The sequence below is a fragment of the Butyrivibrio sp. CB08 genome (assembly GCF_003625485.1).
Lineage (GTDB): Bacteria > Bacillota > Clostridia > Lachnospirales > Lachnospiraceae > Butyrivibrio.
Window position 1 is genome coordinate 104,063 of the sequence record NZ_RAIR01000009.1, and the last position, 19,214, is coordinate 123,276.

Below are 19,214 nucleotides of genomic sequence, written 5' to 3' on the forward strand. Positions count from 1 at the left end.
GGAGAGCCTATATAAGCTCTCCGTGAATTAAAATCTATTTAAAGGTTACCTTGCGTTTCCGTAAGGCCATACGGTTTTGATTTGCTCAAGCAATGTTCCTAGACGATTGTCAATTGAGGCTTCGTTCCATTCGCCATATGAAGAAAAATCAAAAGTTTTCAATCCGAGAGCATATTTGTTATATCCATTATCGCCTGCAGCGCCAGATTTCTTTACATCAAATTCTCTGTTTTTAATGGATTTGTTGAGGCCTTTTGCTAATAGAGTCTTGTTTCCTAATAGACCGATATGATAAATTCTATCGTCTCGCTTTTCGGTTGAGTCTTCATCAAGTGGCCAATATGTATTCCAATCTTTTGGCATAATATGTTCCAGATCATAAGAATCGAGAGGGAGTACAGATGTACTTTCCATTCCAGGCTCTCTTAATCCGGTTTCTAATAGATATAACATACCTTTTGCCTGGGCATTAGTATGATCGTATGTGATTAGGTTCTCTAAATCATGATCTGTGGGTAATCTGTCTTCAGTTTCTGCACCATCCATAATATTTTTATATAAATCATCGAAAGTGACTATTTTGTTAGTTAGAAGAGTTTTAAATTTCTTGTTGTAATTCTTTGTCCAATCATGACAGAGCATTCTGCGTACTATATATGTCTCTAGATAGCCGAAGATTTTATCGGCTTCTTCTGGTTTTGCATTTTTCAAAACATATAAGCAATATGGTAAAAGAGTTGTTGTGTCTAATCCAAAGAATACGATATTCAATCTATCTATTGAGTTCTTGTTTGAGTTTAATACTTCGTTTTTAATATCGGGCTTGATAAACTGGCGGTAAATCATTGCGTAGGAAATAAGGTCATTAATAAAACCAGTTTTCATTGCTGGGTTGTTTATAGATGGCCCAAGATAGTCCTTGTATACGTTGAACAGAGATTTGTATCGTATGTCTTTATCAACATAAATATTGATGTATGAATAAAGAAATGTATCTAGGTTGCTATGCTTTTCTCTGCTTCCAACGATTGTATCCCAAAAGTCCTTTTCGGATTGGTCTTTTTCAAAGCATTTTTCCCAAGTATCTTTGAATAAGTCTAGCTCATCGTGGGAATATAGGGCATTTTTAAGTAGCTCAGCGGTAGTAAGCCTAACTCCTAGAGAGTTTATTGTATCGAATATTTGTTGCTCATCATCCTTGGCTTCCAGATCGATAGGGATAAAATAAACACATCTTAATAAGGTGTCGATGTCATAATCGTCTGGTATTATATTAGCTTGAAAATACTGATATGCTTGAAATACATTGTTGTTGGCGAAATCTTTTTTGATATTGTCTGTTAATTCCTCATGATTAACGAGAATATCGAAAATGGGTTTATCGGTATGGTTGTGGCATAGTAAGATTTCGTTTTGCCTGTTAAAGAAAATATCTTTAAAATCCTTGTCGTACTTATCATTTTTTAATGCCAAAACCAGAGAAAACAAGATTAACGTGGTAAATCTTTGTTGACCATCAATAACTGAGCGCAGATCACCATATCGGCTTCCACTTGGAGTGGGTTTTTGTTTCATTATATATGTACCCATAAAGTATTCTTTTTGATTGATGCATATTTCTCGAAAATCATCTAAAAAACGCTTCCAATTTTCTTCGTCCCAAACATAGCTTCTTTGGAAGTAGGGGATTTCTAATAGTGTGGATCCATTGAAGATCTGTTGAATCTTTTTCTTTTCCATTCTTAAACCTCTCGTGTTAATTAGATTGCTATGTATTCAAATGCGCCAGTGATGCCTAAGCGACTAAATAACCATTACATATATTTTAATACAAAAGGCATATTAATGGGTGCTTTTTCATTCAGAGGTGGGCGGATAATTGTAACTCGTGTTCAAACCGTGTTCAAACCGTGGATGGAGTCCTTTTTATTGGATAGGTTTAAGAGGCATAATAGTATTGTGGAATATGAGGCAGCTTACGATTGCACGCTTAAAAATCTGATAGGACACCATTAAAATCTGTCAGGAAACGATTGAATTTAGCGAACGCGTAATTGTTGGATGACTAAGTGAGTATAATATGATATCCTTATTAGTGGTTGATATGCATTTATGATAACGGTTCGGAGGAGACCAGAATGCAGATAAGTTATAAAAAATTATGGAAGCTTTTGATTGATAAGGATATGTTGAAAAAAGATTTGGCTGCAAAAGCAGATATCAGTTCTACTTCAATTGCAAAGCTTTCCAAGAATGAAAATGTAAATACAGAAATATTAAGAAAAATATGCACAGCTTTAGAATGTGACATTTCAGATATTTGTGAAATGATTGAAGAAAAATAAGACAGGAGAGTAAGGTTATGAAAGTAGTATCGTTTTTTAGCGGAATTGGGGGATTGGATAAAGGCTTTTCTGATGCTGGTTATGAAGTGGTATGGGCAAATGATTTTGATAAATATGCGGTAGAGACATACAAAGCAAATTACGACAATACTATTGTTCTCGGGGATATCAACGCCATAGACTTAGATGAAATACCAGATTGCGACGTAATAATCGGGGGATTCCCTTGCCAACCTTTCAGCATGATGGGAGAACAGCGAGGATTTGAAGATGCTCGTGGAACTTTATTCTTCAGAATCGCAGAGGTTATAAAAGATAAGATTGATAAAGGCCATAAACCCAAAGTTATTGTTCTTGAAAATGTAAAAGCGTTACGTACACATGATCATGGAAGAACATTTTCTACTATAAAGAGAATTTTGGAAGAGGATCTAGGATATAAAGTCTATGATGAGATTTTAAATTCTGCTGAACACGGTGTACCGCAAACAAGAAACAGGACATATATAGTTTGCTTTGCCAATGAAGATGTTGAGTTTTCTTTCCCGGAGAAGGAAGATCTTACTAAAACATTGCAGGATGTTTTGGAACAAGATGTGGATCCTAAGTATTTCCTTTCAGAGAAGATACTACCAACTATTCTGTCCAATGGGACAGGAGGCTATCATGCAAAGTCAGAGATAGATTTAAAAGTAGCAAGACCTTTGTGTGCAACTATGGCAAAAATGCACAGGGCATGTCAGGACAATTATGTAACGCAGAGAGGAAAGGTGAGAAGGCTTACTCCAAGAGAATGTGCACGTCTTCAAGGCTTCGATGATTCGTTTGTGATTCCTGTTTCGGATTGCCAGGCATATAAGCAATTTGGAAATGCTGTTACAGTTAATGTTTCAAAGGCAGTTGCGGAGTCGGTTAGGACAAGTCTTGAAAATGTGGGAGAGTGGGCATAAATATTATGAATTTCCAGAACGATGTTACTGAGATTGTTTCATTTATAAATAGTGGATTAGAGAATAGTGCTGACAGTTATGAAAACACTTTGAAAAAGTTTACTACTGAGACTGGAGAAAAGTATTTAGACGAAAGAGCAGCTTATATACTAGACAATATTGAATCAGATGATGAATTGAAACGGGCATTTCTTAGACTCGAGAAGTATTGTCAATGTGTGAATGAGTGTGAAAAGTGTGTTGTAAAGAAGTATTGCAATACCTTTATCAAGATGGTGAGACATGCAGCTGATTTAGATGCTTTGCAGATGGTCGATTTGTTCTGTGGAGCAGGAGGCCTTTCTCTGGGGTTCTCACAGGAAGGCTTCGTTACAGCCCTGGCAAATGATATAGAGGAGTGCTGCGTTGATACATATGCGCACAACCACCCTGAGACACCCAGAGACCATATAGTGCTTGGTGACATCAGGTTAGTAACTGATCATTTAGAAGAACTGCTGCAAGGGAAAAATGTGGATATAGTTGTTGGCGGACCACCATGTCAAGGATTTAGCATGGCAAATAGGCAGAGACTAATCGACGATCCCAGAAATCATTTATATAAAAGCTATGTCGAGATAGTTAAGCGTGTACAGCCCAAGTTCTTTGTCATGGAGAATGTTAAGGGCATGTTATCAGTTGCAAGCCAAGTAAAAGAGGATTTTAATAGCATTGGATATGAAGTTGAATATCATGTGCTTAATGCAAAAGACTTTGGAGTACCTCAGAATCGTGAAAGATTGATTTATATCGGAAACAGGATGGGCGTTGATAATGGGAAGATTTTTGATGACATTTTTGCATTATCGAACAGTATTCCGGATCATGTTCTTGGGGATGCCTTATATGGGCTGAGACCGTTAGAAGCATTAAGAATAAAAAATGCAACGGAACTGGATACTAAGGAGTCCGGCTATAAAATTGAGAAAAATCAAACGACAGATGTTAATGAATATGTTGATTACATAAATCAAGGAAGAGAGTGCGGAATCACTTTAAATCATAAGGCTCGTTATAACAATGATCGTGATATTGAAATCTTCGGAAGGATGTACCAAGGGGATAAATCCGATGATCCTAAAATTGCAGACATAATGCCATATAAAAGGCGGAATGGTATTTTTAAGGACAAGTATTTTAAGCTTGAAGAGAATAAAGTTAGTAAGACGATTACAGCACATATGAAATTTGACTGTAATATGTATATTCATCCTACGCAGGCTAGAGGACTAACTCCTAGAGAAGCTGCAAGGATACAATCGTATCCGGATGATTACTATTTTAGAGGTGCGTATACAAAGACATATATGCAGATAGGTAATTCTGTACCACCATTGTTAGGAAGGGCAATCGCAAGCTGTATCAAAAAATATATATAGGGGGCATGACTAAGGATGGCTAACCTGGGTTTGAAAGTATCAGATGTCATTAGCAAATTCTATGATGTAAGAGAAGACGATAACATTAGGGGCATGTATGAGGTGAGAAAAAAAGGTGATCCTAATGGAGATTTGCTATGGTATTTTTTCTCAAGTAATAATGCAACGTATCATAGTTCGGGAAATGACTGTGTAATCAGGGATATCAATCAGAGCAATTCTAAGTATATTGATCGCCTTATTGCGGCATTTGAGAAAGCAAAAAATAAGGAAAAAAAGATTTTCTGGTTAGTCCTTGTCTATGGAGAAGGAATTGGATTGGTTCCTCAAGAGATGGAGTGGATGGCATCTGTTGAAACAAAGGTGGATTTCAATTCAATAACAGCCAGCCTCAGAATGACAAAGTATCCTAAAGGAAAAGGGATTGCTGGCGAATGGGAGCCATGTTGCAAGCGTGTAGATCAGGATAAGTATTTTAATACGACCTTTATGAGCTGTAAGGATGAAGAAGGCGAATTTACTGATGCATATATGAAAGATTACTTTGAACTATATGATAATCGTCCTTATCGTGATCTGATTGAGGTCGAATACACTCCTGAAAATGATAACGAGGATATTTTTAAACATAACCTGTTTGGGATTCATATCACCGATAAAAATGATGCTCTTTCTGAGGATAATCCGCATGTATGTATTGGATGGTCAGACATGGGAGATATGTCTGGCATAAAAACAAGAGAAGGACTTGCTGCAGAGTTCGATAAACATTATTCGAAAAATGCTCGAGGAAAGGGGCAGGATGTTGGACAGCTTTGGAGATTTCTTAATGATGTAAAGGTCGGAGATTATATTATTTATGCTGAGAGCTCCGTCTTTCATATAGGTAGAATCGAATCAGATTACTATTATGAGGAAGTTTCTCGGGACGAACAGGATCCTGATTATACTAACAACAGAAAAGTTAAGTGGTTAAAGACAAATATTAGCAGAAAAGATATCTCAGAAAACTTCCACAAATCACTGATGACTGCTATGTCAATATTTTCTATCAATGATTATAAATCAGCAGTTTATGAATTATTACGAGGCACTTATAAGAAGGATGAATTGTCTGTAGAAGGTGAGAGGATGAAACCAAAGTATAAAACAAATGTACATGCTTCGATAGAAGATAGAAATAGAATAGTGTTTGGCGCGCCTGGAACAGGAAAGAGTTTTTTGTTAAATGAAGATAAGGATAAGCTTCTTGGTACGGATAACGACAATTATGAACGAGTTACTTTTCACCCTGACTATACCTATTCCCAGTTTGTCGGAGCATATAAGCCAATCATGGCTGCTGATGGTGAGTCTATAAAGTACTCCTTTGTCCCGGGCCCTTTTATGAGAGTATTTGTAAAAGCAATTCGAAGCGGGTTATCTGATAATCCTAAACCATTTTTGCTTCTTATCGAAGAAATAAATAGAGCGAAAGTTGCAGCAGTATTTGGGGATGTATTCCAGCTTCTTGACAGGGATTCTGACGGCGTTAGCGAATATGAAATACAAACTACAGAAGACATAAGAAGATATTTGGAAAAAGAATTTGAAGGTCAATCAGTTGATTTTGACAAGATAAGAATTCCGGACAATATGTTTATTTGGGCAACCATGAATAGCGCTGATCAGGGAGTTTATCCTATGGATACAGCTTTCAAGAGAAGATGGAATTTTGAATATCTTGGAATTGATGAGAAGGAAAAAGATATAGAGAATATAGGCAAAGTTAGTATTGCCAAATATGATGAGCCTGTTGTTTGGAACAGACTTCGCAAGGCAATTAATAATAAAATGTCTAGAGACTTTAATATCAATGAAGACAAACTTATGGGACCTTTCTTCCTTTCAAAGAAAGTATTAGATTCTGATGAAAATGGAATGATTAAAGATCCGGATAAGTTCAAGGATGCATTCAAGAGCAAGGTAATAATGTATCTTTATGAAGATGCGGTTAAGCAGAGCAAGAGAAAATTTTTTGATGGATGCGATAGCAGCAAGTATTCATCGGTATGTGAAGCTTTTGATGTGATAGGAATGAATATTTTTGGAGCAAATTTCATAAGCAGCTATTATGAGCAAAAAAGGGATGATGCCGAATGAGGATGATTTCCAGATTCGTCAGGGAACAGAGACGATATACAAAAGATGAATTAAAAAAGAGATTCGATTTTGACAGTGAAGAAGCGCTGGAAAGATTTATCCGTACACTAAAGACATTTGGTGTTCTTAAGAGTGTAAGAAATACCGATGTACAACAGGAAATGTCTGATATTGCCGATGAAGATATAGAGATAACTGATGGGTCTGAACAGAGCGGTGTTTGCTTGTATGTCTTTGTGTACGTTGGTGTAATCACATGTGGAAGAAGAGTAATAAAGGTATATCCCAAATATCTGCTATCAAAGTATTCTGAAGAAGAAAAAATAGATAAAATGCGCCGTATAGTAAAGGTTCTGGAACGGTACAGTAATTCAGAAGAACAGATAATAAACATATATAATGGGGATGGAGATAATAAAAGCTTTAATCTTCTTGCCGTTATACTCTTTCTGCTTAAAGATTATTTTGAGTATGGAGTATATACAAACAGTGAAGAAATTATTGAAGTAAATGGAGAAGGTGACATTCTATGGGGAAAAACTATAGATGAAAGCTTTGCATTGCTCTCTGAGAACAAGCCATATTACATGGAGTTGTATACGAGGAAGACAGTTGATGATGATATGGATTATTTCAAGCGCCTTCATGAATATGTTATTACAGAATGCTCAAAGCAGCTTAAGGAAGCTGAACTGACCGAACTGTTTGGGCTGGAAACTGCAGAAATATCCGATGCTGAAATGGATGATTTTGGCGACAAGGAATATATTCTTGAAAGGATCTTCAAAGAGCTCAATGTTCAGTACAATACTCGTAAACAGATTCTTTTAAAAACAATATACGCATACATATCCCAGGATAAGAAACTGTTTGATGATAATTCCGGATTTAGCATGTATGGCACTACTGCCTATCATGCTGTTTGGGAAAAAATGTGTGCAGAGATCTTTGACAATAAGCTGCATAAGACTTTGCGTCAGCTACAGCTGATTAAGCTGCATGCTACTCAACCAAGACCCAAGGTCGATTACATGATTGACGGTCAGTTGATTGAGGTTATAGGGAAACCCATCTGGGAAAATGAAGAAAAAGAAATAAGTGTTCCGGCACAGGAAACACTAATTCCAGATCTTATTACTTTTTATGAGAAGGATGGAGAAAAGCAGTTTATCATCTTCGATGCGAAGTACTACAACATAACGTTGGAAAAAAGACATGGAAGTGATGTGATCAAGGGAAATCCCGGAGTGGGTGATGTTACAAAACAGTATCTATATCATTTGGCATACAGAGAATTTATAGATGTATTTGGCTTTAATAAAGTAAGAAACTGTTTCCTTATGCCGACGGAAGGCGATGAGATCATAAAATATGGCAAGGTAAGAATGCCTATACTTGAGCAGATCGGACTGGAAAATATACAGATCAGGCTTCTTCCAGGAGATAAGGTTGCGGAAATGTATCTTGCTAATCAGAAAATGGATATAGGATTGCTGGAATTGTAATAATGCTTCGAAGCATATGTGTGAGGCTGACATGGCAGATGTTTTGACACCTGAGCAGCGCAGAAAAAACATGCAGCACATTAAAGGCAAGGACACTAAAATAGAGGTTATTCTGCGCAAAGAATTATGGAAAAGAGGATACCGGTATAGAAAGAATTATGATAGGCTTCCGGGACATCCAGATATCGTCATCACAAAGTATAAAATTGCTATTTTTTGTGATGGCGAATTTTTTCATGGGAAAGATTGGGAGATATTAAGACCAAGGCTTGAAAAGAGCAATAATAGTGAATTTTGGATCAGTAAGATCTCCAGAAACCGTGAGCGTGACAACGATATAAACAAGAGGCTTTTATTTGAGGGATGGACTGTCATTCGGTTTTGGGGAACGGATATTAAGAAAAAGCCTGAAGAATGTATAAAGGTTATAGAGGAAGCTATATTCGATAGCAGAATAGATGATATAGAAGAGTAATTTGTTTTTTTTTAGAGGTTTTGATGGATAAGACAGAATTAATACAACATTGGAATTATTTCTGCTCTTTAGCGGAGCGGTTGGATGAAACAAAACATTACATTGATCATGGACTAATTGAACATGATGGTGAAATCGAATTAGTACATGGAAAAGTCTATTCAGATGTTTTTAAGCAGATTATTGTATTGGCTGCATCTGAGTTTGAAATTATGAGCAAGGCATTATGTGTTTTGCATGGACAGCAAGTCAAAAAGATAGTAGATATTAGCGATGCTATACTGAATCAGTATCCTAAGATAATAACTTTTGAGGTTAGTACACCTTTTTGGATTAATACTCCTTTACAAGAATGGAGAGTAAGTGTTGTAAATAACGGGAATAATCGTAAAGTCCAGGGGCTTGATTGGTGGTTTGCGTATAATGCAATAAAGCATGATGAAGCTCTATCAATTCAATCAGCGACGCTTCAAAATGCCATAATGGCGCTGAGCTCTTTATATATTATTAATCTATATATTATGCATGAAATATTTGGGAATATGGAGATCATTTTTACTTTTCCTTGTGTGTATTTTAGATGCAAATATTTACCACATCCAATTAGTAGTGGAGATGGTTTATTGCCTGATTTTGGAGATTGTTCACCAAGCGAAAAGTTTAGGAGAGATTGCCCAGAGTTATTTAGATAAACTACATTTTAGTATTTTAGAAGGACAAGATAATGATTGATAAGGAAAGCGCACGTAAGATTTTGCAGGAGAAGCTTGCTGAAAATCTTGTTATAGTGGATTCCTTTGAGAGCCCGGATGCATGGTGTTTCGGGCTTGGACTTATTAATGATGATGGTAAGATTATGCCACTCATGGGAAACAGCACTATAAGGATCAGCAAAGAAACAGGGGAAATGGAGTAAGAAGAGTTTTGATGGGAAAGACAGCTATTGTGTACTACAGCAAGCATCATGGAAATACTAAAAAGGTACTTGATGCACTAAAAAAATATGATCAGGAGCTTGTGCTTATCGATGTTACAGAAAAGCATGAGGTTGACCTTACAGGTTATGGCAGGATTGGATGGGCTTCCGGCATTTACTATCTTAAGTTTGCGGAGCAGGTGCTGAACTTTGCCAGAGTGAACTTACCGCCTAATAAGGATGTCTTTTTCATTGCCACAGCCGGAAATCCTACTGGTGGTATTTTCAACGCAATCTCAGAAATAACAAAGGGTAAACATTGCAATGAACTTGGCAGATTTACTGCAAAAGGATTTGACACGTTTGGCCCTCTGAAAGTGATTGGTGGCATTCAGAAAGGCCATCCTACTGAGGAAGAGTGTCAGGCAGCAGTTGAGTTCTATAGGAATCTATAGTGATAACAGAAAGTTTATGAGGGAAACTATGAGTAGTGAACGAGATTTGACAAAGGATATGCTGGATGAGCTGAAGCGTAGCGGAATTGTTGCATCTTATAAAGATTTTGAGGCCAGGACACAGCGGCTGATAAGCCTAAATGATGGATTTGGAGAGATGCTGGATTTTATACCAGATTTTATAATGATAGATCTTTTAAAAGAATTCAAATGTGAATTACTAGGGCAGACATACAGCAATATGGATGAATTGGCAGATGGAATTCTTAATTATAAACATGGTAGCGTTCAGCTAATGAGGAAAATAGCTAGACATTTTTTTGTGTTCAATCCTAATACAAAGGAATTTGAGCTGGATAAAGACTTCGTGGGATTTACTCCAGCACAGCTAGAAAAAATGTCACAGTGGAGTAAGCAGGAGTTGATGGATGCCGATATAAATCCATCAATGACGGTTTATGAAATAGATGCTAGAGTCCGTGAAACCGGGAAAAGAAAGAGCATAAGAGTTACGGATGAAGAATATAGAATGATACATGCATATAGCGTTGCAGATGATGCGGTAAAGAATAAGGTAAGAGAATTACTAAGATTACAGTGAATATATAAAGATTTGTCAATTTGAAGTCAATGATAAGTGTCCAAAAGTATGCTCCAAATTAAAAAAGACAGCCGTTTGGCTCGGTTAGGGGATTTTATCTAGAATAGATCCCAGGCTCTCGACTGTCTGTGGATACTATATCAGATAATGGATGTTTTGAACAGTTCATATAAGAGACATTTTTGGATCATATAAGAAACTTTTTCAACGGAGGAAAATGAAATGAAGTATGTCGGGATAATGTTTTTTGCAATTGCCGTGTTAGTGCTGCTTATTGGTATGATTACTCCTGCAGGAATAGGGAGCTGTGCTATAGTTGCAGTAATACTTGCTGGCTTAGGAGCATTCATTGAAATTAAACGTCAACAAATACAGTAAACATGAAAGAGCGGTCTGCATTTGCAGGCCGCTCTAATAAATTATAAATCAACTGATCCATTGATGTCGCCATTGGCAACATAGTAAATCTTGCCTTCTTCAGGCTTTATGTAAATGCTGATGTCTTTTAGGTCGACACCCTTATTGGCTTTCTTGAATCCAGCCTGTGCTTTCTTTACGCAGGAAGCTTCTGTAAACTCGAGATCCTGATACTGGAAAACTGCTTTAACTTTTGGTTCTTTAGCAGGCTTTTTTGTTGCAGTCTTCTTGGTTGTAGAAGCTTTAGTAGCTGTTGTAGCTTTAGGAGCAGCGGCTTTCTTTTTTGTTGTAGTCTTAGGTGCTGCAGTTTTCTTTTCTGTAGCTGTCTTGGTTGTTGCAGTTTTCTTTGGTGCCATGAATACCTCCTCATAGAAACAATTAACATGTTCTTATGTGATAAATTATAAACGTTATTTTAAACAAAAGAAATAGCGTTATTATCATTCAAGCCTCTATTCTGAGGATTTTATCATTTTCAGTTTATCCAAATATAGAGTACATCAGCAATGATTATTTATCCCTGCTGCAGCCCCTCCGAAAATGGTGTCATCTTTATTGGACTAGACAAGTGCTATAACAGTGGTATAAGGGGAAAATATGCCTGGCATGATGACTGGACTGGAGGTGAGCTGACCGGCAGGAGGGATTCTTTGGATCTGGTATGAAATCAAGATTGACTTACGTAGAATCCTTAAGAATAGTCTTGCCTACATATTGTCGGACAAAAAGCCTTTTTCTTATCACCGGCCATTTCTACCATACTTATAGAGAGGGCTTATCAACGTGTACAACAACATATATAGCAGCGATTATACCTGGTTCTACGGAGCCAGGTATTTTTTTGCCCTTCAAGGAGGTGATGAGAGATATGGATGCAGTTTGAAACCCTGTGAGGGGGAAGTAGTACACCCTGTTAGTGCAAGTTATGACACCCTTACAGTGCAGTATAAGACTCTAAGGGTATTAAGGTTACGTGATTTAACGTGTACATTATTACGCAGAGGAAAAAAGTATGGCATATAAAAAAGCAATCAAAAGAAAGATTGTTGATAAGCGCCCGAACAATATGCGCGGAGAAAATTTTAAAAAGATAGTAGGGGATAATCTGACGATTCTGCAGGATACTCTTGGATGGACAAATTCACAGATGGCAGAACTTCTCGGAATGGCGGAGACAAGCTATGTGAAAATCAAGAGTGGTCTCAGAAGCCTCACACTTGAGAAGGCTGTAATTTTGTATTATTCGTTAGATGTAAATCTTCATAGGCTGGCAGCCAATGATAATTCATACAAGATGTTAATATCAGAAGATCCCAAAGCTCTTTCAGGAAAGAAACCTTTTGATTTTGAATCAGGGCTAAGTGACTTAATAGCAGATATTCAGAATTCAGACAGTTACTGGGAAAGAGCTGAGAAGATTCTGTATGTTTACAAATCTTTTGGAGATATGCTGGCAGTGTTAATGAGCCCGGATTACAAAAAGAATAAGGGCGAGATAGTAGATTAAGAGTTATTTGTTGTTGTATCGTATCAGAAGTTTAGGCAGTAAGAGTTAGTCATCAATTGAACCAGAGAGAACAAGAAGTAATACTCTTGGACTCTCTGGTTTTTCTTTGCATTAACATGGATGTTATTAGGGGGAATTGTAACAGTTGTTTTTCTTAGTTAAGGGAGGAATCAAAATGATGCACAGATTAACGGCACACCAGCTTGCCATTGAGATTTGCAGAAAGGAGAAGCTAGAATATTTTTCTGTACTGATGCTGGCAAAAATGTTACTTGAGAGGTACTGCTATGCTTATGGGCAACCATCAGATATGAGTCCTGAGGAGATAAAAAAGAACAAGCAGGAAATAAGAAGGAAGTACATAAATATCATAACGAAGAAAGGACGCTTTAAGAATGCGGACTATGGTGTTTTTATATGGGAAGTGGTAAAAGCACCATGGTTTAGGGAAAAGTCAGAGATGATCCTTGATGAGATAGAGAAACTTCTTGATGGAGCTATTTCAGAAGGGGATTATGATTACGAAAAAGATAAGGATCATGAGGGGAAAAGGCTACGTATCATTCTTAAAGAGAGATTTCTGCGTGGAAAGAACAATATAAAATCTGAGGAGAAAATAGGCACAATGATAGGAGTTTGCCGGGCAACTGTTTTCCGTAAAGAACCTGATGCCATTGTTTTATTTGGCGCGCTTATGTGGAGCTATGCTATGCGCAGGGAACTGGAGGATATCGATGCAGGGGTGATTTCATCTGAGGTTGAAGGGGATGAGCTAGCTGATACCTGTATTTCAGCAATGGAGCCTGTAACAGAATAATTTTTTTGATACCAGAGCAGCTATGGAGAAATCTGTAGCTGCTTTTTCAATGCGACTAAGATGCGACAAACATGAGACAACCATGAGACTGAGATGAGACTGGCATGCGACTAAGGTTAGACTCTGATTAGACAGTATTGCGACAAAGATTAGATTGAATTTAGATTTGGATGCGACTGAAACAGCCTTATTCTGTGGTATTATGCTCACTGTCAAAAAAAGAAGGAGGGAAAAGAATTGTTGGGACGAGTGATTATCAGCATTTGCGGTCCTCCATGAACGAGTTTCTTCTATTATATAAAGCACTTACTTTTGGAAAGGAATTTATCATGGAGAAATTGTATGGAAGAACCGTTGGAGAAAGGATAAGGATCCTAAGGGAAAGCGCTGGAATCCGGCAGGAAGATTTAGCTAAAGACTTTAAACTTGCTAACGCTGGAGTGGTTTCATTTTATGAAAATGATAGAAGACCGCTTCCAACAGATATAGTCGTTGCATACTCAGATAAGTTTGCAGTATCTACAGACTGGATCCTAAAGGGTGATGCATGTTAGCAGCATGTTTTCACACTATACAAATCTTATAAGTTTTATACAGATTGTAAAGTGACCTTTGATGCCGCAGGACTTACAATTAATAATGTAGAAAAAGTTCTGCGGTTTCAAAAGGGGGAAACAGTAATGGGAGCAAGAATGAACGCAAGTATTCTCGATAACTATAGGAAAGCTAATGATGAAAAAAGGATAAAGATAGTCCTTGATCATTATTCTAGTTTCATGCCATATGTAAATGCTTATGAAGCGGGGCTTATCAGAACTATAAAAGCAGAACGGGAATATAACAGACGAGTTGCCCTTGGGGATCCCGGTGTGAGAGTCCAGACTTCTAACATTGGAAACCCTACATCCAGCGAAGGTGATGAGGATATGATAGTTCGCCAGGCGGTCAGAGCTGGAGACTATATGACTGCACTTCGTGGTGCGGATAAGTTTGAAACACATAAGTGGGAGATTCTTTTGCTGAAGGACATGAGAGAGATCTACGGGCTTGTAGAAGAGCAAATTGGTTCTTTGGGTGATGAAAAAGATGTATTCAAAAGATACCTCAAACGTGAGTTCAAACTTGCTGCCATTGCTGGTACTGAGGGGGTCACTTCTGAGGCAATGAAGAAGAGATTTGGAACCTTAAGGAAAGACGTGGTAGATAACTCTCTTAAGTGGCTTAAGGAGCAGAGACCTTACTCATATTTGGAACAAAAAGGAGCATAAGGAAATGAGTAATCAGTTGGAGATGGTAAAGAGGACGCGTGGAAATACGAAACGTCTATATACATATGAAGAGATATCACATCTTATTGCAGGGGATAAGAGAACAATAAGAAAGATGGCTGAAGCGTGTGGTGCATACCACTATATAAACAGGGCTACAGTGTATATTGATTATCCAATATTAGAAGAATTTATTTTGTCACATAAGAATCGGTAACGTATGAATAAGACTTGGCAGATTCAGATTAGTTCTTGCTACAGCGCTCGAATAGAGTCATAATAATATTGTGCTGAAGTACTTTTCATGAATTACAGCCAAGTCTAATTTCATAAAACGTCTTTAACTTTGCAGAAAGGAATCAAATGGGCAATGACATTGCTACAGTAAAAGAGACTAAAGCAAAGGCGACAAGACTGATGCGACTCAAAGAAGCTTCGGAGTATTTTAAGGTCGGCAGAGCAACTATGAAAAAGTTGGCAGAAGCCTGCGGAGCTTATTATCCACATAGTAAGACGCTTGTTTTTGTGGATCCGGAACTTGTAGAGGAGTATTTACGTACCGCGAAAAAACGGTAGTTATGGAGGAAGAATGGCAAATTCAAGAAAAGACTTGAAAGGTAACACCCTCTTCCGCGGAGAACATCAGAGAAAATCAGACAAGCGTTATATGTATATCTACACCGATCCTATCGGCAGGAAGAAATACATATATGCAGATAATCTGTTAGAACTTAGACGGAAAGAGGATAAATTAAAAAAGGATCAGCTGGATGGACTAGATATCTATGCTGCAGGCCTTGCAACCATCAATTCTACATATGACAGATACATTTCAACAAGGATAGACCTGAAGGATTCGACACAGAGCAACTACGAATATACTTACGAGCGTTATGTCAGAGATGACTTCGGAAAAAAGAAACTTGTTGATGTAAAGTATTCCGATGTGTTGCAGTTCTACACCTTTTTACATTCGGAAAGGCATCTTTCATTTTCTACTATTGAATCTGTAGATGGATTGTTGCATCCAACATTCGAGTTGGCTGTAAGAGATGATATAATAAGAAAGAACCCGACCGAAGGAGCAAAGAGAGAACTTGCAAAGAGACTTCCTAAGACGGAAACGGAAAGGCAGGCACTTACTCCAGAGCAACAAAAAGCCTTTATGGAATATGTTGCTATGAGCCCGGTGTATTATCATTGGTGGCCGCTTTTTACTGTACTTCTTGGAACGGGAATGCGAATTGGAGAATGCACTGGCCTTCGGTGGCAGGACATCGATCTGAAAGAGGGATGGATAGATGTTAATCATACACTGTCGTACTACCCTCAGAAGGGTTCACGCACATCAAAGCTAAGGATTTCAACACCTAAGACCAAAGCAGGTTGTAGAATAATCCCTATGATGGATGCTGTTAAAGAAGCATTCCAATTTGAAAAGGAAAACCAACTTGCAGGCAAGGGGTACAATCAGACTGTAGTAGACGGATATTCGGGATTCATTTTCCAAAACAAGTATGGCTCAGTAATGAGTGCTGCCTCAGTTAATAAAGCAATTAAAAGAATCTACAATGATTACAATCATGAGGAAGAGATTGACGCTGTTAGGGAAGATAGGGAACCGATAATACTTCCGCATTTTACATGCCACTATCTGAGACGTACATTTGCTACAAGGCTCTGTGAGGTGGAAGACAATCCAAAAGTGATCCAGGCAGTGATGGGACACAGACAGATTTCTACTACATATGAAATCTATGCTGATTCGTCAGATCGGAGAAACAAAGAATCAATCAATAAGCTTGCAGCAAAGCTTAATGGCGTTTTCTAAAATGGTACTCCGAAAAGAATTTTTCTGACAAACCAAAATTGACAAAACAACATTCTGACAAACGAGCATAATTAGTCAAAGGAAAAGCGCAAAAGTCTACGGAAAGTATACGCTGAAACAAGTACGAAATATCGTGACTGATACAGCCTTTGACAAACAGCTGACAAATCTGTGGGGAAGTCAAATGAACGTAGATGTTCTCAAATGCATAACCCCAAAAGTACAGTAATGAAGATAGATGCTCGTATATGATCTCAAATGCTTCCAGATGCTTAAGCGGTCGAAAAAATCCCTACTTTAAAATCTTTAGATAAGTGATAAATAGTTATTTAGGACCCGTAGGGACCGCTTTCTTGAAAGAAAGCGGTCCTTTTTGCGTTATGAGACGTTTTGGCGAAAGGATTAAGATAATGCTAAGATAAAAAAATAATGACAAATCAAAACAAATCAGTGCAGAGTTGGCTGAAATCAGTGAAATTTCAGTCGGTTCTGTTTTTTGCTATATATTAAATGCAGATAAGCTAAGGAATGAATTAAAAACACTAAGATAATAAAAAGGGGGAGAGCAAATTGATCTCGATTAGTTTTTTACTGACAGCACTTGTTATCGTACTTATTCCGGGAACTGGTGTGATTTATACAATCAACACGGGTCTTACACAAAAAAAGAGAATTATGCTGGCTGCGGCTTTTGGTTGCACGCTAGGAATAATTCCTCATATTGTCGCATGTGTTTTGGGTTTGTCCGCAATCATGCACATGAGCGCGAAAATATTTTCGGTAATAAAATATGCCGGAGCCGTTTACCTCATGTATCTAGCATGGAAGACTTGGACATCCGCAGGACAGCTTGAACTTGATGAAAATAGATTTGCGACAACTTCACTAAAAACTGCTGCGCGGGGTGTTGTTTTGAATCTTCTGAATCCAAAACTGACTTTATTTTTCTTTTCGTTTCTGCCACAGTTCATTCCTTCAGATACCGTTGACAAAATTGATTGCATGATCGTGTTAAGTCTGGTTTTCATGCTTATGACTCTGATTGTTTTTATTATATACGGGCTGATCGCAGGTGCTTTGCGTGAGCTGATTCAAAGGCGTAAACCTATTATGAAGAACATCGAACGGGGATTTGCATTGTCTTTCGCCGGATTATCGATAAAACTTGCGCTGGAGGATTAATGAGAGATTTATTGATCATAATGAATTTGAAATCTGATTTTAATCTGATTTTAATCTTTCAAAAATCTTAAATTAATCTTGTATGCGTATCATTTCAGATGTCAAATGAACAAACAATATTTGAATATCTGAAAGGAAGGTAGTAAAAATGGAAAATTTTGAAAAGGTTGAAAAACTCAGAGAGAAGACAGGTGTATCTTACGAGGATGCAAAGAACGTTCTGGAGCAGAACAATTACGATATGCTTGATGCAATCATCGAGCTGGAGCACCAGGGTAAGGTAGCTGAGCCAAAGGCTGGCACATATATTTCCGGAGCTAGTCAGGAAAATGAATGTGTTAAGAAGTTTGAGCTCGCTCAGAGACAGTACGAAAATGACTGCAAGAACAGTCATATCAAGGAAGGATTCAGGAAGATTGCAGAGTCCTGCAAGACAGTACTAAAGAAGAGTCTTGAGATTGACTTCTGTATAAACAAGGACGGTGAGAAGATTACAGGTGTTCCGCTTCTTGTACTTATCCTTCTCTTAGTTGGATTTTTCTGGGTAACACTTCCACTGCTGATCATAAGTCTTTTCTTTGGAATAACCTACAATTTCACAGGTATGGACAAAGTGGTTGTAGATGTTAATGAAGTTTGCGACAAGGCATCTCAGACTGCTGAGATCATTAAAAACGAATTCAAAAAGGATGAAGAAGAAAACTGATGAGTAAAATTCTGATCGTAGAAGATGAAGCACAGCTGGCACGTTTTGTCGAGCTCGAGCTTATCCACGAGGGAAATACCGTGGATAAGGCCGAGGATGGAAGAGTCGGTCTTGATATGGCTCTTTCAAACGATTATGATCTGATTCTTTTAGACGTTATGCTACCCGGCATCAATGGCTTTGAGGTACTCAGGAGGGTCAGGGCAAAAAAGGAAACTCCTGTTATCCTTCTGACTGCAAGAGATGCAGTTATGGATAAGGTTTCGGGCCTTGATGCGGGAGCTGATGACTATATCACCAAACCTTTTGCTATTGAGGAGCTGCTCGCACGTATCAGAGTAGCTCTGAAAAGAAAAGGTGGTACATCCGCTGCTACAAGGCAGCTTTCAATAAATAACGTGATGATAGATCTGGACAGGCATGAAGTCAGTGCAGACGGAAATCCCGTTGAGCTTACCAACTACGAGTTTGAACTTCTCAGGATCCTTATGGAGAACTGCAACATAGTCTTGGACAGAGAGCGTCTTATAAACGAGATCTGGGGCTATGATTATGATGGTGAAACCAATGTTGTTGATGTATATGTAAGACATCTGCGCACAAAAATAGATGACAAATATGGCATCAAGCTTATCCAGACAGTCAGAGGTGTCGGATATGTTATAAAAGAAGGCTGACT

23 protein-coding genes are annotated in these 19,214 nt (G+C 37.9%); 21 read left to right on the forward strand and 2 right to left on the reverse strand.

Annotated elements, in window-relative coordinates; all coding sequences use genetic code 11:
• Window positions 1-45: 45 nt before the first annotated feature.
• A complete protein-coding gene (locus D6855_RS14445; RefSeq protein ID WP_120742326.1) occupies window positions 46-1,740 on the reverse strand; it encodes a DUF262 domain-containing protein in 1,695 nt (564 codons plus the stop codon).
• 398 nt (window positions 1,741-2,138) lie between these two features.
• Here D6855_RS14445 and D6855_RS14450 point away from each other — a divergent pair, with 398 nt between their 5' ends.
• The 11 genes from D6855_RS14450 to D6855_RS16725 all read left to right on the forward strand — a co-directional run bounded on the left by D6855_RS14450 (window position 2,139) and on the right by D6855_RS16725 (window position 11,185).
• Window positions 2,139-2,345 carry a helix-turn-helix domain-containing protein gene (locus D6855_RS14450; protein WP_092046172.1) on the forward strand — a complete coding sequence of 69 codons (207 nt, stop codon included), beginning with the start codon at window positions 2,139-2,141 and terminating at the stop codon, window positions 2,343-2,345.
• A gap of 17 nt (window positions 2,346-2,362) precedes the next feature.
• On the forward strand, window positions 2,363-3,295 hold the full coding sequence (locus tag D6855_RS14455; protein ID WP_120742329.1) for a DNA cytosine methyltransferase: 933 nt from the start codon (window positions 2,363-2,365) through the stop codon (window positions 3,293-3,295).
• Between the two features lie 5 nt (window positions 3,296-3,300).
• Window positions 3,301-4,713: a DNA cytosine methyltransferase gene (locus D6855_RS14460; protein WP_120742331.1), complete on the forward strand. Its 1,413-nt coding sequence runs from the start codon at window positions 3,301-3,303 to the stop codon at window positions 4,711-4,713.
• 15 nt (window positions 4,714-4,728) lie between these two features.
• On the forward strand, window positions 4,729-6,855 hold the full coding sequence (locus D6855_RS14465; protein WP_120742333.1) for an McrB family protein: 2,127 nt from the start codon (window positions 4,729-4,731) through the stop codon (window positions 6,853-6,855).
• Complete coding sequence (locus D6855_RS14470; protein WP_120742335.1) at window positions 6,852-8,360, forward strand: LlaJI family restriction endonuclease; 1,509 nt, start codon at window positions 6,852-6,854, stop codon at window positions 8,358-8,360. Before D6855_RS14465 ends, D6855_RS14470 begins: the two co-directional genes overlap by 4 nt.
• 31 nt (window positions 8,361-8,391) lie before the next feature.
• Entirely contained in the window at window positions 8,392-8,835 is a 444-nt protein-coding gene (locus tag D6855_RS14475; protein WP_120742337.1) for a very short patch repair endonuclease, read from the forward strand.
• A 23-nt stretch (window positions 8,836-8,858) separates the two neighbouring features.
• Window positions 8,859-9,527, forward strand: coding sequence for a hypothetical protein (locus tag D6855_RS14480; RefSeq protein WP_120742339.1), 669 nt, complete (start codon window positions 8,859-8,861; stop codon window positions 9,525-9,527).
• A gap of 32 nt (window positions 9,528-9,559) precedes the next feature.
• On the forward strand, window positions 9,560-9,751 hold the full coding sequence (locus D6855_RS14485) for a hypothetical protein (protein WP_120742341.1): 192 nt from the start codon (window positions 9,560-9,562) through the stop codon (window positions 9,749-9,751).
• 11 nt (window positions 9,752-9,762) lie between these two features.
• Window positions 9,763-10,206, forward strand: a complete 444-nt coding sequence (locus tag D6855_RS14490; protein WP_120742343.1) for a flavodoxin domain-containing protein — start codon at window positions 9,763-9,765, stop codon at window positions 10,204-10,206.
• A 28-nt stretch (window positions 10,207-10,234) separates the two neighbouring features.
• Window positions 10,235-10,807, forward strand: a complete 573-nt coding sequence (locus D6855_RS14495) for a hypothetical protein (RefSeq protein WP_120742345.1) — start codon at window positions 10,235-10,237, stop codon at window positions 10,805-10,807.
• 222 nt (window positions 10,808-11,029) lie between these two features.
• A complete protein-coding gene (locus D6855_RS16725) occupies window positions 11,030-11,185 on the forward strand; it encodes a hypothetical protein (RefSeq protein ID WP_158589552.1) in 156 nt (51 codons plus the stop codon).
• 41 nt (window positions 11,186-11,226) lie between these two features.
• Here D6855_RS16725 and D6855_RS14500 read toward each other — a convergent pair whose 3' ends face one another.
• Window positions 11,227-11,580, reverse strand: a complete 354-nt coding sequence (locus D6855_RS14500) for a DUF6465 family protein (protein WP_120742346.1) — start codon at window positions 11,578-11,580, stop codon at window positions 11,227-11,229.
• Window positions 11,581-12,236: 656 nt separating this feature from the next.
• On the opposite strand from D6855_RS14500, the gene D6855_RS14505 reads away from it, so the two are divergent.
• The 10 genes from D6855_RS14505 (at window position 12,237) to D6855_RS14550 (ending at window position 19,212) form a co-directional block, all read left to right on the forward strand.
• Window positions 12,237-12,731 carry a hypothetical protein gene (locus D6855_RS14505; RefSeq protein WP_120742348.1) on the forward strand — a complete coding sequence of 165 codons (495 nt, stop codon included), beginning with the start codon at window positions 12,237-12,239 and terminating at the stop codon, window positions 12,729-12,731.
• Between the two features lie 175 nt (window positions 12,732-12,906).
• Window positions 12,907-13,548, forward strand: coding sequence for a hypothetical protein (locus D6855_RS14510; RefSeq protein WP_120742350.1), 642 nt, complete (start codon window positions 12,907-12,909; stop codon window positions 13,546-13,548).
• A gap of 275 nt (window positions 13,549-13,823) precedes the next feature.
• Window positions 13,824-14,102 carry a helix-turn-helix domain-containing protein gene (locus tag D6855_RS14515; RefSeq protein WP_158589553.1) on the forward strand — a complete coding sequence of 93 codons (279 nt, stop codon included), beginning with the start codon at window positions 13,824-13,826 and terminating at the stop codon, window positions 14,100-14,102.
• Window positions 14,103-14,228: 126 nt separating this feature from the next.
• Complete coding sequence (locus D6855_RS14520) at window positions 14,229-14,816, forward strand: hypothetical protein (protein WP_120742354.1); 588 nt, start codon at window positions 14,229-14,231, stop codon at window positions 14,814-14,816.
• A 4-nt stretch (window positions 14,817-14,820) separates the two neighbouring features.
• Complete coding sequence (locus tag D6855_RS14525; protein WP_120742356.1) at window positions 14,821-15,033, forward strand: hypothetical protein; 213 nt, start codon at window positions 14,821-14,823, stop codon at window positions 15,031-15,033.
• Between the two features lie 146 nt (window positions 15,034-15,179).
• Window positions 15,180-15,392 (forward strand): DUF6462 family protein, encoded by a 213-nt coding sequence (locus tag D6855_RS16730; protein ID WP_026495897.1) that lies wholly within the window; start codon window positions 15,180-15,182, stop codon window positions 15,390-15,392.
• Window positions 15,393-15,405: 13 nt separating this feature from the next.
• Complete coding sequence (locus D6855_RS14535; RefSeq protein ID WP_120742358.1) at window positions 15,406-16,647, forward strand: site-specific integrase; 1,242 nt, start codon at window positions 15,406-15,408, stop codon at window positions 16,645-16,647.
• Between the two features lie 570 nt (window positions 16,648-17,217).
• A complete protein-coding gene (locus tag D6855_RS14540) occupies window positions 17,218-17,829 on the forward strand; it encodes a LysE family translocator (RefSeq protein WP_120742360.1) in 612 nt (203 codons plus the stop codon).
• 148 nt (window positions 17,830-17,977) lie between these two features.
• Window positions 17,978-18,535, forward strand: a complete 558-nt coding sequence (locus D6855_RS14545) for a UBA/TS-N domain protein (protein ID WP_120742362.1) — start codon at window positions 17,978-17,980, stop codon at window positions 18,533-18,535.
• Window positions 18,535-19,212 (forward strand): response regulator transcription factor, encoded by a 678-nt coding sequence (locus D6855_RS14550; protein ID WP_120742363.1) that lies wholly within the window; start codon window positions 18,535-18,537, stop codon window positions 19,210-19,212. The genes D6855_RS14545 and D6855_RS14550 overlap by 1 nt, the downstream gene beginning before the upstream one ends.
• Window positions 19,213-19,214 lie beyond the last annotated feature (2 nt).

Coding starts and splice junctions, on each gene's coding strand:
- D6855_RS14490 (WP_120742343.1), top strand. CDS start 9,763: ATGGGAAAGACAGCTATTGTGTACTACAGCAAGCATCATGGAAATACT.
- D6855_RS14465 (WP_120742333.1), top strand. CDS start 4,729: ATGGCTAACCTGGGTTTGAAAGTATCAGATGTCATTAGCAAATTCTAT.
- D6855_RS16725 (WP_158589552.1), top strand. CDS start 11,030: ATGAAGTATGTCGGGATAATGTTTTTTGCAATTGCCGTGTTAGTGCTG.
- D6855_RS14535 (WP_120742358.1), top strand. CDS start 15,406: ATGGCAAATTCAAGAAAAGACTTGAAAGGTAACACCCTCTTCCGCGGA.
- D6855_RS14485 (WP_120742341.1), top strand. CDS start 9,560: ATGATTGATAAGGAAAGCGCACGTAAGATTTTGCAGGAGAAGCTTGCT.
- D6855_RS14475 (WP_120742337.1), top strand. CDS start 8,392: ATGGCAGATGTTTTGACACCTGAGCAGCGCAGAAAAAACATGCAGCAC.
- D6855_RS14480 (WP_120742339.1), top strand. CDS start 8,859: ATGGATAAGACAGAATTAATACAACATTGGAATTATTTCTGCTCTTTA.
- D6855_RS14460 (WP_120742331.1), top strand. CDS start 3,301: ATGAATTTCCAGAACGATGTTACTGAGATTGTTTCATTTATAAATAGT.
- D6855_RS14450 (WP_092046172.1), top strand. CDS start 2,139: ATGCAGATAAGTTATAAAAAATTATGGAAGCTTTTGATTGATAAGGAT.
- D6855_RS14525 (WP_120742356.1), top strand. CDS start 14,821: ATGAGTAATCAGTTGGAGATGGTAAAGAGGACGCGTGGAAATACGAAA.
- D6855_RS14550 (WP_120742363.1), top strand. CDS start 18,535: ATGAGTAAAATTCTGATCGTAGAAGATGAAGCACAGCTGGCACGTTTT.
- D6855_RS14470 (WP_120742335.1), top strand. CDS start 6,852: ATGAGGATGATTTCCAGATTCGTCAGGGAACAGAGACGATATACAAAA.
- D6855_RS14515 (WP_158589553.1), top strand. CDS start 13,824: ATGAACGAGTTTCTTCTATTATATAAAGCACTTACTTTTGGAAAGGAA.
- D6855_RS14500 (WP_120742346.1), bottom strand. CDS start 11,580: ATGGCACCAAAGAAAACTGCAACAACCAAGACAGCTACAGAAAAGAAA.
- D6855_RS14495 (WP_120742345.1), top strand. CDS start 10,235: ATGAGTAGTGAACGAGATTTGACAAAGGATATGCTGGATGAGCTGAAG.
- D6855_RS14455 (WP_120742329.1), top strand. CDS start 2,363: ATGAAAGTAGTATCGTTTTTTAGCGGAATTGGGGGATTGGATAAAGGC.
- D6855_RS14505 (WP_120742348.1), top strand. CDS start 12,237: ATGGCATATAAAAAAGCAATCAAAAGAAAGATTGTTGATAAGCGCCCG.
- D6855_RS16730 (WP_026495897.1), top strand. CDS start 15,180: ATGGGCAATGACATTGCTACAGTAAAAGAGACTAAAGCAAAGGCGACA.
- D6855_RS14445 (WP_120742326.1), bottom strand. CDS start 1,740: ATGGAAAAGAAAAAGATTCAACAGATCTTCAATGGATCCACACTATTA.
- D6855_RS14510 (WP_120742350.1), top strand. CDS start 12,907: ATGATGCACAGATTAACGGCACACCAGCTTGCCATTGAGATTTGCAGA.
- D6855_RS14545 (WP_120742362.1), top strand. CDS start 17,978: ATGGAAAATTTTGAAAAGGTTGAAAAACTCAGAGAGAAGACAGGTGTA.
- D6855_RS14520 (WP_120742354.1), top strand. CDS start 14,229: ATGGGAGCAAGAATGAACGCAAGTATTCTCGATAACTATAGGAAAGCT.